Annotated in this window: 14 protein-coding genes; 11 read left to right on the top strand and 3 right to left on the bottom strand. The window is 63.5% G+C overall.

Annotation, left to right across the window (positions count from 1 at the left end; translation table 11 throughout):
* Nucleotides 1-178: 178 nt before the first annotated feature.
* From NCS00_RS02295 to NCS00_RS02285, 3 genes are all read right to left on the bottom strand, one after another.
* Entirely contained in the window at nucleotides 179-736 is a 558-nt protein-coding gene (locus NCS00_RS02295) for a TetR/AcrR family transcriptional regulator (protein ID WP_034470623.1), read from the bottom strand.
* 158 nt (nucleotides 737-894) lie between these two features.
* Entirely contained in the window at nucleotides 895-2,025 is a 1,131-nt protein-coding gene (gene mnmA / locus NCS00_RS02290; RefSeq protein WP_008351536.1) for a tRNA 2-thiouridine(34) synthase MnmA, read from the bottom strand.
* 7 nt (nucleotides 2,026-2,032) lie between these two features.
* Nucleotides 2,033-2,515, bottom strand: coding sequence for an NUDIX hydrolase (locus NCS00_RS02285; RefSeq protein ID WP_175979798.1), 483 nt, complete (start codon nucleotides 2,513-2,515; stop codon nucleotides 2,033-2,035).
* A gap of 223 nt (nucleotides 2,516-2,738) precedes the next feature.
* Here NCS00_RS02285 and NCS00_RS02280 point away from each other — a divergent pair, with 223 nt between their 5' ends.
* From NCS00_RS02280 to ruvA, 11 genes are all read left to right on the top strand, one after another.
* The gene (locus tag NCS00_RS02280; protein ID WP_034470619.1) at nucleotides 2,739-3,884 is read left to right on the top strand and encodes a Re/Si-specific NAD(P)(+) transhydrogenase subunit alpha; all 1,146 of its coding nucleotides are present in this window, start codon (nucleotides 2,739-2,741) and stop codon (nucleotides 3,882-3,884) included.
* A 12-nt stretch (nucleotides 3,885-3,896) separates the two neighbouring features.
* Nucleotides 3,897-4,217, top strand: a complete 321-nt coding sequence (locus NCS00_RS02275; protein WP_008351539.1) for an NAD(P) transhydrogenase subunit alpha part 2 — start codon at nucleotides 3,897-3,899, stop codon at nucleotides 4,215-4,217.
* Nucleotides 4,218-5,660, top strand: coding sequence for an NAD(P)(+) transhydrogenase (Re/Si-specific) subunit beta (locus tag NCS00_RS02270; RefSeq protein ID WP_008351540.1), 1,443 nt, complete (start codon nucleotides 4,218-4,220; stop codon nucleotides 5,658-5,660).
* A 153-nt stretch (nucleotides 5,661-5,813) separates the two neighbouring features.
* A complete protein-coding gene (locus NCS00_RS02265) occupies nucleotides 5,814-7,118 on the top strand; it encodes a THUMP domain-containing class I SAM-dependent RNA methyltransferase (protein WP_033536536.1) in 1,305 nt (434 codons plus the stop codon).
* A 128-nt stretch (nucleotides 7,119-7,246) separates the two neighbouring features.
* Nucleotides 7,247-8,644, top strand: coding sequence for an aminopeptidase P N-terminal domain-containing protein (locus NCS00_RS02260; RefSeq protein ID WP_034470617.1), 1,398 nt, complete (start codon nucleotides 7,247-7,249; stop codon nucleotides 8,642-8,644).
* Between the two features lie 2 nt (nucleotides 8,645-8,646).
* Nucleotides 8,647-9,837, top strand: coding sequence for a UbiH/UbiF/VisC/COQ6 family ubiquinone biosynthesis hydroxylase (locus NCS00_RS02255; protein ID WP_008351543.1), 1,191 nt, complete (start codon nucleotides 8,647-8,649; stop codon nucleotides 9,835-9,837).
* A 214-nt stretch (nucleotides 9,838-10,051) separates the two neighbouring features.
* Nucleotides 10,052-11,146 (top strand): tRNA dihydrouridine synthase DusB, encoded by a 1,095-nt coding sequence (gene dusB / locus NCS00_RS02250; RefSeq protein ID WP_034470615.1) that lies wholly within the window; start codon nucleotides 10,052-10,054, stop codon nucleotides 11,144-11,146.
* Nucleotides 11,143-11,376 carry a Fis family transcriptional regulator gene (locus tag NCS00_RS02245; RefSeq protein WP_008351548.1) on the top strand — a complete coding sequence of 78 codons (234 nt, stop codon included), beginning with the start codon at nucleotides 11,143-11,145 and terminating at the stop codon, nucleotides 11,374-11,376. Before dusB ends, NCS00_RS02245 begins: the two co-directional genes overlap by 4 nt.
* Before the next feature lie 64 nt (nucleotides 11,377-11,440).
* Nucleotides 11,441-13,006 (top strand): bifunctional phosphoribosylaminoimidazolecarboxamide formyltransferase/IMP cyclohydrolase, encoded by a 1,566-nt coding sequence (gene purH / locus NCS00_RS02240; protein ID WP_034470614.1) that lies wholly within the window; start codon nucleotides 11,441-11,443, stop codon nucleotides 13,004-13,006.
* Nucleotides 13,007-13,097: 91 nt separating this feature from the next.
* Nucleotides 13,098-13,640 (top strand): crossover junction endodeoxyribonuclease RuvC, encoded by a 543-nt coding sequence (ruvC, locus tag NCS00_RS02235; protein WP_008351552.1) that lies wholly within the window; start codon nucleotides 13,098-13,100, stop codon nucleotides 13,638-13,640.
* Nucleotides 13,641-13,661: 21 nt separating this feature from the next.
* Nucleotides 13,662-14,243, top strand: a complete 582-nt coding sequence (gene ruvA / locus NCS00_RS02230; protein ID WP_008351554.1) for a Holliday junction branch migration protein RuvA — start codon at nucleotides 13,662-13,664, stop codon at nucleotides 14,241-14,243.
* Nucleotides 14,244-14,253 lie beyond the last annotated feature (10 nt).

The following is a 14,253-nucleotide window of genomic DNA, read 5'->3' as shown; positions in this document are numbered from 1 at the left end:
CGACCGATTCTCTCCCAAACCCCTTTTCTTCCTGAAACCATCGGTCCGCGTGCGGCGACATGGTTCGAACGACGAATCGGGTCAGAGAAATGCTCTATTCCGCCAAAATCTATCTACTCAACGGTAGATAATCAACGCCCAGTTCAGGGGTTTTTCACAAGGTTATCCACAGGCTTATCTACCGCCGAAATGCGTCTGCGACCTCTTCAAGCCGCGACCGCGTCTGAAACAGGCGGCATGCAAGCAAACTCCCCTGAAACGCTGCATACAAGGTGCGTGCCGCCGCTTCAGGCTTTCCGCCAGCGTCGAGCGTGTCTTGCGCTTCGCCTTCGGCCAGAACTTTCGCCAGCCAGGTTTCATTCGCCTTGTAGAACGATTGCACCGCGTGCCGTACTTTCTCCGGCAGCGACTCGATATCCGACGCAAGCATGCCGCACAGACAAATCTGATTGCCGTCGCCGATGATCCTTCCAAATAGCTTCGTATAGCGGTCGAGTTTCTTGTCGGCCGGGGCGGAGCTGTCGATCGCGTAGATCGTCGACATCACGTCGGCGCTATACGCATTGACCGCTTCGAGCGCGAGATCTTCCTTGGTCGGGAAATAATAGTGAATGCTCGACGTTTTCACGCCGACCAGTTCGGACAAATCGCGAAAACTGAAGCCGTTGTACCCGCGCGTCATCAACAGCGTCTGAGCGTGATCCAGTAAAGCGTCGCGTACCGTGTTCTTGTCCATTTCGCGTATCTCTGCAATTGTCCCTGCATTCGGTGTGCGTTAATTATCTACCACTAGATAGACGATCAAGCGACTGTTTCAAAAAAGTTTTTATCGGATCGATAGGAAAAAGCCCCGACCGAAGTCGGAGCTGATCGCTCGTTTGCCGCCGGAGATGCTCAACGCGCCGCAGCGAGCGCCGCAACTTGCGGCGACTCGTGCCCAGCCGCCGCGTGTTCGATGATTCCGCCACCCAGACACACGTCTTCCTGATACAGCACGGCGGATTGTCCCGGCGTCACGGCCCACTGTGCGTCGTCGAAATGAAGCGCGAAACGGCCATCGTCCGCGTTGGCGAAGCGGCACGCCGCATCCTGCTGCCGATAGCGCGTCTTCGCGCCGCACGCCGCGCCCTCTTCCGGCGCGAAACCCGCGACCCAGCTCGTGTTTCCGGCCACGAGCGTCGGCGACAGCAGCCACGGATGATCGTGCCCCTGCACGACATAGAGCGTGTTCGACGCCATGTCCTTGCCCGCGACGAACCACGGTTCGCCGCTGCCGTCTTTCGCGCCGCCGATGCCGATGCCCTTTCTCTGCCCGAATGTGTAGAACGCAAGCCCGATATGCTCGCCGACGATCTTGCCTTCGGCCGTCTTCATGGGGCCGGGCTTTGTCGGCAGATAGCGGTTCAGGAATTCGCGGAACGGCCGCTCGCCGATGAAGCAGATGCCGGTCGAGTCCTTCTTTTTGGCGTTCGGCAGGCCGATTTGCGCGGCGATCTCGCGCACTTTCGTCTTCGGGATTTCGCCGAGCGGAAAGAGCGTCTTCGACAGTTGCGCCTGATTCAATCGATGCAGAAAGTACGACTGATCCTTCGTCGAATCCGTTGCCTTGAGCAACTGGAAAAGTCCATCGCGCTCGCGCACGCGCGCGTAATGTCCCGTCGCGATGGTTTCCGCGCCGAGCGACATCGCGTGATCGAGGAACGCCTTGAACTTGATTTCGGCGTTGCAAAGCACGTCCGGATTGGGCGTGCGGCCGGCCGAATATTCGCGCAGAAACTCGGCGAACACGCGGTCCTTGTATTCGGCGGCGAAGTTGACCGCTTCGACGTCGATGCCGATCAAATCCGCGACGGAAACGACGTCGATCCAGTCCTGACGGGTCGAACAGTATTCGCCGTCGTCGTCGTCTTCCCAGTTCTTCATGAAAAGGCCGACGACGTCGTAGCCCTGTTCCTTCAGAAGCCATGCCGTTACGGACGAATCCACGCCGCCCGACATGCCCACCACTACTCGTTTCTTGCTCATAGGGATATCACGCCCGCACCACCGGCGCGACCGAATGCGTATGGATGAAATCGAGCGGGACGCGCCGCCCGGATAAATAATCGTCGACACACTTCATCACGAGCGGCGTCCGATGCCGGTCGACCGATGCGCGCAATTCGTCCGCGCTGAGCCACATCGCGCGCACGATGCCTTCGTCGAGCGCGCGGCCTGCTTCTTCGCCGAGCGACTTGCCGCAAAACGTGAAACGCAAATACGTGACGTCGCGCCCCGGCCGCGCGAAGTGCGTCATATACGCGCCGACGATTGCCTCCGGCTCGAAGCGATGCGCCGTTTCTTCGAGCGCCTCGCGGACCACGGCATCGACGAGCGTTTCGCCCGCTTCGAGATGACCGGCCGGTTGGTTGATTCGCAGCCCTGCCGACGTGTGCTCCTCGATGACGAGGAAACGACCATCCTTTTCGATGATGGCAGCCACCGTAACGTGGGGGGCCCAAGTGTCTGATTTCATGGTGAGATATTTTACCGTCCTCGCACAGATCTCGCGCACGCGGACTAAGGGAAAGCGCTGACTGTGGCAAAACGGAACGGGTGCCGGATCGGATTCTTGCGCGTGCAATCTTCGGTTACAGTTGAGATAGCCGTCAGTTCCAGCATTTGAAATAAAACTCAGCCTTAAGCCTTCCTAAGCCTTGCCCGGGCGAAAAAGGCAACAAAGACAGGAGGATTACAAGATGCACATTGGAGTGCCTGCTGAAACGCGGGCGAACGAGGCGCGCGTCGCCGCCACGCCCGAAACGGTCAAAAAGCTCGTCACGCAAGGACATCGTGTTTCTGTCCAGAGCGGCGCGGGCTTGCCGGCAAGCTATATCGACGATGCGTTCGCGCAAGCAGGCGCGGACCTTGTCGATGCCGCCACGGCCTTTTCCGCCGAGATCGTCCTCAAGGTGCAATCGCCGAGCGAAAGCGAACTGGCGATGCTCAAGCCGGGCGCCGTGCTCATCGGCATGCTCGATCCTTTCAATACAGAGAACACCGCGCGGCTCGCGTCGGCGGGCGTCACTGCGTTCGCGCTCGAAGCCGCGCCACGCACGACGCGCGCGCAGAGTCTCGACGTGCTGTCTTCGCAGGCGAACATCGCCGGATACAAGGCCGTGCTGATGGCCTGCCAGTATTACCAGCGCTTCATGCCGATGCTGATGACCGCCGCCGGCACCGTGAAAGCGGCGCGCGTGCTCGTGCTCGGCGCAGGCGTCGCGGGCTTGCAGGCAATCGCGACGGCCAAGCGTCTGGGCGCGGTCGTCGAAGCATCCGATGTGCGTCCGGCGGTGAAGGAGCAGATCGAATCGCTCGGCGCGAAGTTCGTCGACGTGCCGTTCGAAACCGATGAGGAACGCGAAGCGGCGGAAGGCGTCGGCGGTTACGCGCGCCCGATGCCGCCGAGCTGGCTCGCGCGGCAATCGGCGCAGGTGCACGAACGTGCGAAGGCGGCGGACATTGTCATCTCGACGGCGCTGATTCCCGGCCGCCCCGCGCCGACGCTGATTTCTGTCGAAACGGTGAAGCACATGAAGCCGGGCTCCGTGATCGTCGATCTCGCCGCCGGACGCGGTCCCGAGTTCGAGGGCAGGAAAGGCGGCAACTGTCCGCTCACCGAAGTCGACACGGTGGTGATGAAGCACGGCGTGCATATCGTCGGCCACACGAATCTCGCTTCGATGGTCGGCGCCGATGCCTCCGCGCTCTACGCCCGCAATCTTCTCGACTTCCTGAAGCTGATCATCACGAAGGAAGGCACGCTCAACATCGATCTCGCGGACGATATCGTCGCGGCCACGCTCCAGTGCCGCGACGGACAACTCGCCCGCGCCACGGCCTGAACGGAGACGCACATGGATGTCATCAATCACACGGTGATCAACCTCATCATCTTCGTGCTGGCCATTTACGTCGGCTACCACGTCGTGTGGAACGTCACGCCCGCGCTGCATACGCCGCTCATGGCCGTGACCAACGCGATTTCGGCGATCGTCATCGTCGGCGCGATGCTGGCTGTCGGCCTGACGGTCGGCGCTGCGGGCAAGTTCTTCGGCACGCTCGCGGTGCTGCTCGCGGCCGTAAACGTGTTCGGCGGCTTTCTCGTCACACGGCGAATGCTCGAGATGTTCAAGAAGAAAGAGCCCAAGAAGATCACGAGCAAGGAGGGCGCGTAAATGAGCCTTAACGTCGTTACTCTCCTGTATCTCATCGCCTCGGTGTGCTTCATTCAGGCGTTGAAGGGCTTGTCGAATCCGAAGACCGCGCGCATCGGCAATACGTTCGGCATGGCGGGCATGGCGATCGCCATTCTCACCACGCTCGCGCTGATCGTGAAGCAGGCCGCGTTTCTCGAAGCGAATCTCGCGCTCGGGCTGTCGCTGCTGTTCGTCGCGCTGATCATCGGCGGCGGCGCGGGCGCGTACATCGCGGCAAAAGTCGAGATGACGAAGATGCCCGAGCTCGTCGCGGCGATGCACTCGCTGATCGGTCTCGCGGCTGTCTGCATCGCCTATGGTGTCGTGGCGGAGCCCGCCGCGTTCGGGCTCGCACCGCTCGGCGAGCCGATTCCGTATGGCAATCGGGTCGAGTTGTTCATCGGCACGTTTGTCGGCGCGATCACGTTCTCGGGCTCGGTCATCGCGTTCGGGAAGCTCTCGGGCAAGTACAAGTTCCGGCTCTTTCAGGGCGCGCCGGTCACGTACTCGGGACAGCATCTGATCAACCTGCTGCTCGCCATCGCGATGATCGGCTTCGGCGTGATCTTCATGCTCACCGAATCGTGGCTGCCGTTCATCATCATGACGATCATCGCGTTCGCGCTGGGCGTGCTCATCATCATTCCGATCGGCGGCGCGGACATGCCCGTGGTCGTGTCGATGCTGAACTCGTACTCGGGCTGGGCGGCGGCGGGCATCGGCTTCTCGCTGAACAATCCGATGCTGATCATCGCGGGTTCGCTCGTCGGCTCGTCGGGTGCGATTCTGTCGTACATCATGTGCAAGGCAATGAACCGCTCGTTCTTCAACGTGATTCTCGGCGGCTTCGGCGGCGAGGCGGGCGGTGCGGCGGCGGGCGGATCGACGGAGCAGCGCCCCGTCAAATCCGGTTCCGCCGATGACGCCGCGTTCATGCTCGGCAACGCGGAAAGCGTGGTGATCGTGCCGGGTTACGGCCTCGCGGTCGCGCGCGCGCAGCACGCGTTGAAGGAGCTGACCGACAAGCTCGTCGAGAAAGGCATCGATGTGCGGTACGCGATTCACCCCGTCGCGGGGCGGATGCCGGGGCACATGAACGTGCTGCTGGCGGAAGCCGAAGTGCCGTACGAGATGGTTCAGGAGATGGAGGACATCAATAGCGAGTTCGGTCAGACGGACGTGGTGCTCGTGCTCGGCGCGAACGACGTCGTCAACCCGGCCGCGAAGACCGATCCGAAATCGCCGATCGCGGGGATGCCGATTCTCGAAGCGTACAAGGCTCGGACGATCATCGTGAACAAACGGTCGATGGCGGCAGGTTACGCCGGCCTCGACAACGAACTGTTCTATATGGACAAGACGATGATGGTGTTCGGGGACGCGAAGAAGGTGGTCGAGGAGATGATGAAGGCGGTGGATTAGGCGCCAAGCCGGTTCGAATCCCCCGAACCGATCGCGCCAGCTTCCGCATTCGAGGAAGCTGGCGCTTTCTTTTTCCGGCAACGAAACCGCACCGCATGCCAGCTGTAACACCCCGCGTACAATACCGCCTTTACACGTCCGAAAAAGCACCACATGGCCTCCCCCCTCTTCGACTGGTTCGTCCCCTGCCCGCGCGGTCTCGAAGCACCGCTTGCCGCCGAGTTGGCGGAGATCGGGGAAAGGCACGTGGCCGACGCGCCCCTTTCCGGCGGCGGATCGCTGATCGTCGGCACGCAAGTGCCCGGCGGCGTGCACTTTCGGGGCGGCTGGGTCGCGGGCATGGCGGCGAATCTGCATTCGCGCATCGCGAGCCGCGTGCTTCTCAAAGTCGCGCAAGGCCCCTATCGCAACGAGCAAGACATCTACGAACTCACGCATCGCCAGCGCTGGGAGCAATGGTTCACGCCCAGCCAGACGATGCGCGTCGATCTCACCGCAATCAAATCGCCGGTGAAAAGCCTCGAATTCACGACGCTGCGCGTGAAGGACGCCGTCTGCGATCGCCTGCGCGACGTGGCCGGCGCGCGGCCGAGCATCGACACCGCCCAGCCCGACGTCCGCGTGTTCGCGTTCCTCACGCTGAACGAGTGCACGCTCTATCTCGATACCTCCGGCGAGCCGCTCTTCAAACGCGGCTGGCGCCTGGACAAGGGCGCCGCGCCGCTGCGCGAGAATCTCGCCGCGGGCATTCTGCGCCTGACCGGATGGACGCCCGGCACGCCGCTCTTCGACCCGATGTGCGGCAGCGGCACCTTCCTCGCCGAAGCCGCACAAACGGCGCTCAACATCGCGCCGGGCAACGATCGGCGCTTCGGCTTCGAAAAGCTGAAGCCGTTCCATCCCGGCATGTGGCAGAAGCTCAAGACGGCCGCGCTCGAACAACGCCGCGCCGCGCGTGCGTCGCAAGCCGAGTTGAGCATCTTCGGCAGCGACATTTCCGGCGACATGCTCGAAAAAGCGCGCGCGAACCTGACCCGCGCGGGCATCACCGACCTTTCGCTCAAGCAAGTCGATGCCCGCAATATGGTCCCGCCGACCGACGCGCCCGGCATTCTGATCGCGAATCCGCCGTACGGCGAGCGTATCGAAGTGCGCGGACGCGGCCCGCGCGGCGAAATTCGCGATACGGCGCGCTCCCGCCGCGAAGACGAGGACGCCTTCGCCCGCGCGCAACCCGATCCGGCCGACACCGAGTTCTTCGTCTCCTTCGGCAACGCGCTCAAACAGCGCTTTCCGGGATGGCGCGCCTACGTGCTCACGTCCGACCGCAAGTTGCCGGGCTTGCTGCGGCTGCGCGAATCGACGAAAACGCCGCTTTTCAACGGCGCGCTCGAATGCCGCCTGTTTCGCTTCGATCTGATCGCGGGCAGCGTGCGCAATCGTCCCGCTGGCGAATGAGTATGCGGCGCGGTCACTCGCCGCGCCACTAGGCCGAATGGCATAGGCAAATTCACGCGTCGCCGTCGTTTTGGCCTATGTCGAATGGCCGAGTGCGCGCATCGTGAAGCCGGCGCTACAATCGGCGCATGAACTCATCGACCGAACTCGCCAGCCCCATCGCCGTCGACATTTTCCGTGCGCGTCGCGAGCGCGTGCTCGCCGCGTTGCGTGCACGCGGCGGCGGCGTCGCCATCGTGCCGACCGCGCCGGAAGTCCTGCGCAACCGCGACACGGACTACCCTTTCCGTCACGACAGCTACTTCTACTATCTGACGGGCTTCAACGAACCCGAAGCGACGCTCGTGCTGAACGCGAGCGCGCAGGACGGCGAGCCCGTGTCGATCCTTTTTTGTCGCGAGAAGAACGCGGAGCGCGAAACCTGGGAAGGCTTTCGCTTCGGCCCCGACGCCGCGCGCGACGCTTTCGGCTTCGACGCCGCGTTTGCCATCGATTCGATCGACCAGGAGATGCCGCGCATGATCGCCGACAAACCCGCGCTTCACTACGCGCTCGGCACATCGGCGGAACTGGATGCCCGGGTGCGCGCCTGGCTCGCCGCCGTGCGCGCGCAAAGCCGCACCGGCGTGCGCGCTCCCGCCCGCGCGGAGAACCTGCTGCCGGTTCTCGACGAGATGCGGCTCGTGAAAGACGCGCACGAAATCTCGATCATGCGCCGCGCGGCATCGATCTCCGCCGAAGCGCACCGTCGCGCGATGCGCGCGTGCCGCCCGGGCATGCGCGAGTACGAAATCGAAGCCGAATTGCTGTACACGTTCCGCCGCCACGGCGCGCAGTCGCCGGCGTATGGATCGATCGTCGCGGCGGGCGCGAACGCCTGCGTGCTGCACTATCCGGCTGGCAACGCGATCGCGCGCGACGGCGACCTGATTCTCATCGACGCCGCGTGCGAGCTGGACGGCTACGCATCCGACATCACGCGCACGTTCCCCGCTAGCGGCCGTTTCACTCCGGCGCAGCGCGAACTGTACGAAATCGTGCTCGCCGCGCAAGCCGCGGCCATCGATGCCACACGCGCCGGCGTCAGCTTCGACGCGCCGCATCAGGCTGCGTTGAAAGTGCTGTCGCAAGGCTTGCTCGATACCGGCATCCTCGACAAGGCGAAGTTCGGCAGCGTCGACGACGTCCTCGCGCAACGTGCCTACGCGCGCTTCTATATGCATCGCACGGGACACTGGATCGGCATGGACGTGCACGACGCGGGCGAATACCGCGAAGCCGACGGCCCGCTCGACGAGCAAGGCGCACGACCATGGCGCGCGCTCGCGCCCGGCATGGCGCTCACGATCGAGCCGGGTCTCTACGTGCGCGCCGCCGAAGACGTGCCGGAACAATATTGGAATATCGGCATTCGCATCGAGGACGACGCCATCGTCACCGAAAACGGCTGCGAGTTGCTCACGCGCGAAGTGCCCGTCGCCGCCGACGAAATCGAAGCGCTGATGCGCGAATCAAACGCAAATTGACCATGAGCGACGTTCAAGGCATCGAACCGCATTTCGATTACGACATCGCCATCGTCGGCGCGGGGCCGGTCGGGCTCGCGCTCGCCGGCTGGCTTGCCCGGCGCAGCGCGACGTCACGGCTGTCCATCGCGCTGATCGATGCGCGCACGCCCGCAGCCGCCGCCAACGATCCGCGCGCGCTCGCGCTTTCGCACGGAAGCCGCGTGATGCTGCAGCCGCTCGGCTTTCCGGGCGATGCCACGCCGATCCGCCGCATCCATGTCTCGCAGCGCGGGCATTTCGGCCGCACGTTGATCGAGCACGACGAGCACGAGTTGCCCGAACTGGGCTACGTGGTGCGCTACGGTTCGCTCGTCGGCGCGCTCGCCGATGCGGTGCGCGCAACGAAGGTCGACTGGCTCACCGACACGTCCGCGCTCGCGCCGCTGCAGGACAACGACGGCGTCACCTTGCCGCTGCAATCGGCGCAAGGCGAGCGCTCCGTCCGCGTGAAAGTGCTCGTGAACGCGGAAGGCGGTCTTTATCAGAAAGGCGAGTCATCCGATGAGCGCCGCGCGCGCGATTACGGGCAAACGGCCATCGTGGGCACGGTAAGCGTGTCCGATCCGCGCGCGAATGTCGCGTGGGAGCGCTTCACGCCGGAAGGGCCGATCGCGCTTTTGCCGTGCGGCGGCCAGCGTCACGCGGATTATTCGCTCGTCTGGTGCTGCTCGCCCGACGAAGCCGCGCGCCGCATGCAGCTCGACGACGACACTTTCCTCGCCGAACTCGGCGCTGCGTTCGGCACGCGCATGGGCCGTTTCACGCGCATCGCGTCACGCGCGGCGTTTCCGCTCGGGCTGACCGCGCTCGACGTGCTCGTCGACCGGCGCACCGTCGCGATCGGCAATGCCGCGCAGACGCTGCATCCGGTTGCCGGACAGGGCCTGAATCTCGGCCTGCGCGACGCGCTCGCGCTCACCGACGCGCTGTCCGCCGACGGTCCCCGGCCGCTCGCGCTCGCCCGTTTCGCGCAGCGCCGTGCGCTGGACCGGCGCCTGACGATCGGCGCCACCGATACGCTCGCGCGCATCTTCACGGTCGATTTCCCGCCGTTTGCGGCGATGCGCGGTCTCGCGCTGACCGCTCTCGAATTCCTTCCGCCGGTAAAAACGGCCCTCGCCCGTCAGATGATGTTCGGTCAAAGGCGCTGATCGAGCACGAAAAAAGGGCAATCGTCCAGGCGAAGTCCGGGAACTTATCCTCTATGGCCGGCCGTTCTTTCATAGAAGATTTAATGACTTGCACGCGATTGCTCTTAATTTCAGCACGCTCTTCGCGTTAAAATAGCTGTTTCCCCTTCAGCAACGTTGCATCCGCCTGACGCGGCTTCTCGCCGGCACCGACAGCGCGGATCGTTTAGCCTTCATGCCCACAATCGGTTCACACGTCCTGCGCAATAACCTGTTCGTCGCACCGATGGCAGGCGTCACCGACCGCCCGTTCCGGCAGCTCTGCAAGCGCATGGGCGCGGGCTACGCGGTGTCGGAGATGGTCGCGTCGAACGCGCAGTTGTGGAAGAGCGAGAAGACCATGCGCCGCGCCAACCATGCGGGCGAGGTCGAGCCGATTTCCGTGCAGATCGCGGGCGCGGATCCGCAGATGCTCGCCGAGGCCGCGCGCCACAACGTCGCGAACGGCGCGCAGATCATCGACATCAATATGGGCTGCCCGGCGAAGAAGGTCTGCAACGTGGCCGCGGGTTCCGCGCTGCTGCAGAACGAGCCGCTGGTCGCGCGCATCGTGGAGGCCGTCGTCCAGGCGGTCGGCGTGGGGCCGGACGCGGTGCCGGTCACGCTCAAGATTCGCACGGGCTGGAATCGCGAGAACAAGAACGCGCTGACCATCGCGCGGATCGCGCAGGAAGCCGGCATTTCGATGCTCACCGTCCACGGCCGCACGCGCGCCGATCTCTACAAGGGCGACGCGGAGTACGAAACCATCGCGGCAGTGAAGGCGTCGGTGAAGATTCCGGTGGTCGCGAACGGCGACATCACCACGCCCGAGAAAGCGCGCGACGTGCTCGCCGCCACGCACGCCGACGCCATCATGATCGGCCGCGCGGCGCAGGGCCGTCCGTGGCTCTTTCGCGAGATCGAACACTTTCTGAATACCGGCGAGCGCCTGCCGCCGCCGCGCATCGACGAGATCCAGCAGGTGATGAACGAGCACCTCGAAGATCACTACGCCTTTTATGGGGAATTCACGGGCGTTCGGACTGCGCGCAAGCATATCGGCTGGTACACTCGCGGCCTTTCCGGCGCCAACACCTTCCGGCACCGGATGAATACGCTGGACACGACCAAAGAACAATTGCTCGCTGTCAACGAATTCTTTGACGCGCAAAAGGCGTTGTCGGACCGTCTCGTCTATGTGGACGAGGCCGGTGACGCCGAGGACGCGGACGGGGAAGAATCGTGCGGCGGGCTCAACAACACGACAGACCGACTGATTGCCGCATGAGCAGACATAACATCGAACAATGCGTCCGCCAGAGCCTCGACAACTATTTTCAGGACCTGGACGGCTCCAACCCGCACGACGTGTACGACATGGTGATTTCGTGCGTGGAAAAACCGATGCTCGAAGTGGTGCTCGAGCAGGCGGGCGGAAACCAATCGCTCGCGGCCGAGTATCTCGGCATCAACCGCAACACCTTACGCAAGAAGCTTCAGCAGCACGGATTGATTTGATTCATCGGACTGAGGCGCGCGCCTTGGTCCGGCCTGGTTTCCCTTTTCGGTTTCAGTGTTCATCATGATCAAGCAAGCGCTCCTCTCCGTTTCCGACAAATCCGGCATCGTCGATTTCGCCAAATCGCTGTCGGCGCTTGGCGTCAAGCTCCTCTCGACCGGCGGCACGGCGAAACTGCTCGCCGACGCGGGCCTGCCCGTGACCGAAGTCGCCGATTACACCGGCTTTCCGGAAATGCTCGACGGGCGCGTGAAGACGCTGCATCCGAAGGTTCACGGCGGCATTCTCGCGCGCCGCGACCTGCCCGAGCACATGGCCGCGCTGGAAAGGCACGACATTCCGACCATCGATCTGCTGGTGGTGAATCTGTATCCGTTCGTGCAGACGGTCTCGAAGGAAGAGTGCTCGCTGGAAGACGCGATCGAGAACATCGACATCGGCGGTCCGACGATGCTGCGCTCGGCGGCGAAGAATCATCGCGACGTGACGGTCGTCGTCGATCCGGCCGATTACTTCGCCGTCCTCGACGAGATGCGCGCGAACGGCAACAACGTCGGCTACAAGACGAATTTCCGTCTCGCTACGAAAGTCTTCGCGCACACCGCGCAGTACGACGGCGCGATCACGAACTATCTGACGAGCCTGACCGAAGAGCTGCAGCATTCGAGCCGCAATACGTATCCGGCGACGTTCAATCTCGCGTTCGAGAAAGTGCAGGATTTGCGTTACGGCGAGAATCCGCATCAGAACGCGGCCTTTTATCGCGATCTGAGCGTGCCGGCCGGCGCGCTCGCGAACTACGAGCAGTTGCAGGGCAAGGAACTGTCGTACAACAACATCGCCGATTCGGACGCCGCGTGGGAATGCGTGAAGACGTTCGACGCGCCGGCGTGCGTCATCATCAAGCACGCGAATCCGTGCGGCGTGGCGCTCGGCGCGAATGCGGCCGAAGCGTATTCGAAGGCGTTCCAGACGGACCCGACTTCGGCGTTCGGCGGCATTATCGCGTTCAATCGTGAAGTGGACGAAGCGGCGGCGCAGGCTGTCGCGAAGCAGTTCGTCGAAGTGCTGATCGCGCCGTCGTTCAGCGAGGCGGCGCGCGCCGTGTTCGCGGCGAAGCAGAACGTGCGCCTCTTGCAGATCGCGCTCGGCGACGGCCACAACGCGTTCGATCTGAAGCGCGTCGGCGGCGGTCTGCTCGTGCAATCGCTCGATGCGAAGAACGTGCAGCCGCACGAATTGCGCGTCGTGACGAAGCGTCATCCGACGCCGAAGGAAATGGACGATCTGATGTTCGCGTGGCGCGTCGCGAAGTTCGTGAAGTCGAACGCGATCGTGTTCTGCGCGAACGGCATGACGATGGGCGTCGGCGCAGGCCAGATGAGCCGCGTGGATTCGGCGCGCATCGCGGGCATCAAGGCGCAGAACGCCGGTCTGACGTTGAACGGCTCGGCGGTGGCATCGGATGCGTTCTTCCCGTTCCGCGACGGCCTCGATGTCGTCGTGAACGCGGGCGCCACCTGCGTGATCCAGCCAGGCGGATCGATGCGCGATGACGAAGTGATCGCCGCCGCCGACGAGCACAACATCACGATGATTTTCACGGGCACGCGTCATTTCCGCCATTGATCGCGGCCGCTTCATTTAAGATTGGCCTGTTTGCGCTTCGAACGGCGCAAACAGGCCTTTTTAGTTTCAACGAGCCGCGAAACGCGAACGAATGAGAATCCTTGGCATCGACCCCGGCCTGCGCGTGACGGGCTTCGGCATCATCGAGAAGACGGGGCACACGCTCAACTACGTGACGAGCGGCGTCATCAAGACGGCCGAGGCGGATCTGCCTTCGCGTCTCAACACCATTTTCAGCGGCATCTCGACGCTCATCGCGCAGCACAATCCGGATCAGGCGGCGATCGAAAAAGTCTTCGTCAACGTGAATCCGCAGTCGACGCTGCTCCTCGGGCAGGCGCGCGGCGCGGCCATCTGCGGGCTCGTCGCGAGCGGCGTGCCGGTTGCCGAATACACGGCGCTGCAACTGAAGCAGGCGGTCGTCGGCTACGGACGCGCGACCAAGGAACAGATGCAGCAGATGGTCGTGCGTCTGCTGTCGCTTTCCGGCGTGCCCGGCACCGACGCCGCCGATGCGCTCGGCATGGCGATCTGTCACGCGCACGGCGGCACCGGCCTCGCGGCCCTGGGCGGCATCGCGCCGGGGCTGGCCAAGAAGGGCTTGCGCGTGCGGCGCGGTCGTCTCATCGGCTAATTTCCTCTACGAATACCAAACATGATCGGTCGCATCGCCGGCGTTCTGCTGGAAAAAAATCCGCCGCATTTGCTCGTCGATTGCAACGGCGTCGGCTACGAAATCGACGTGCCGATGAGCACGTTCTACAACCTGCCGAATGCCGGCGAGAAGGTCGTGCTGCTCACGCAGTTGATCGTGCGCGAGGACGCGCATCTGCTGTACGGTTTTCTCACCGCGCAGGAGCGTTCGACGTTCCGCGAGTTGCTGAAGATCAGCGGGATCGGCGCGCGCATGGCGCTCGCGGTGCTTTCGGGCATGAGCGTGCACGAACTCTCGCAAACCGTGACGACGCAGGACGCCGCGCGCCTCACGCGCGTGCCGGGCATCGGCAAGAAGACGGCGGAGCGCCTGCTGCTCGAACTGAAAGGCAAGCTCGGCGCGGATCTCGGCGCGATCGCGGGCACGGTTTCGCAGTCCGATCACGCGTCCGACATTCTCAACGCACTGCTCGCGCTCGGCTATTCGGAGAAGGAAGCGCTCGCCGCGGTCAAGAACGTGCCGGCCGGAACGGGCGTGTCCGAGGGCATCAAGCTGGCGTTGAAGGCGCTTTCGAAGGGCTGATAGCCTAGGC

Source organism: Caballeronia sp. AZ1_KS37 (assembly GCF_023631165.1).
GTDB classification, from domain to species: domain Bacteria; phylum Pseudomonadota; class Gammaproteobacteria; order Burkholderiales; family Burkholderiaceae; genus Caballeronia; species Caballeronia zhejiangensis.
Note: the sequence above shows the minus strand (reverse complement) of the source record. Positions and strands in the feature narration are given on the sequence as shown.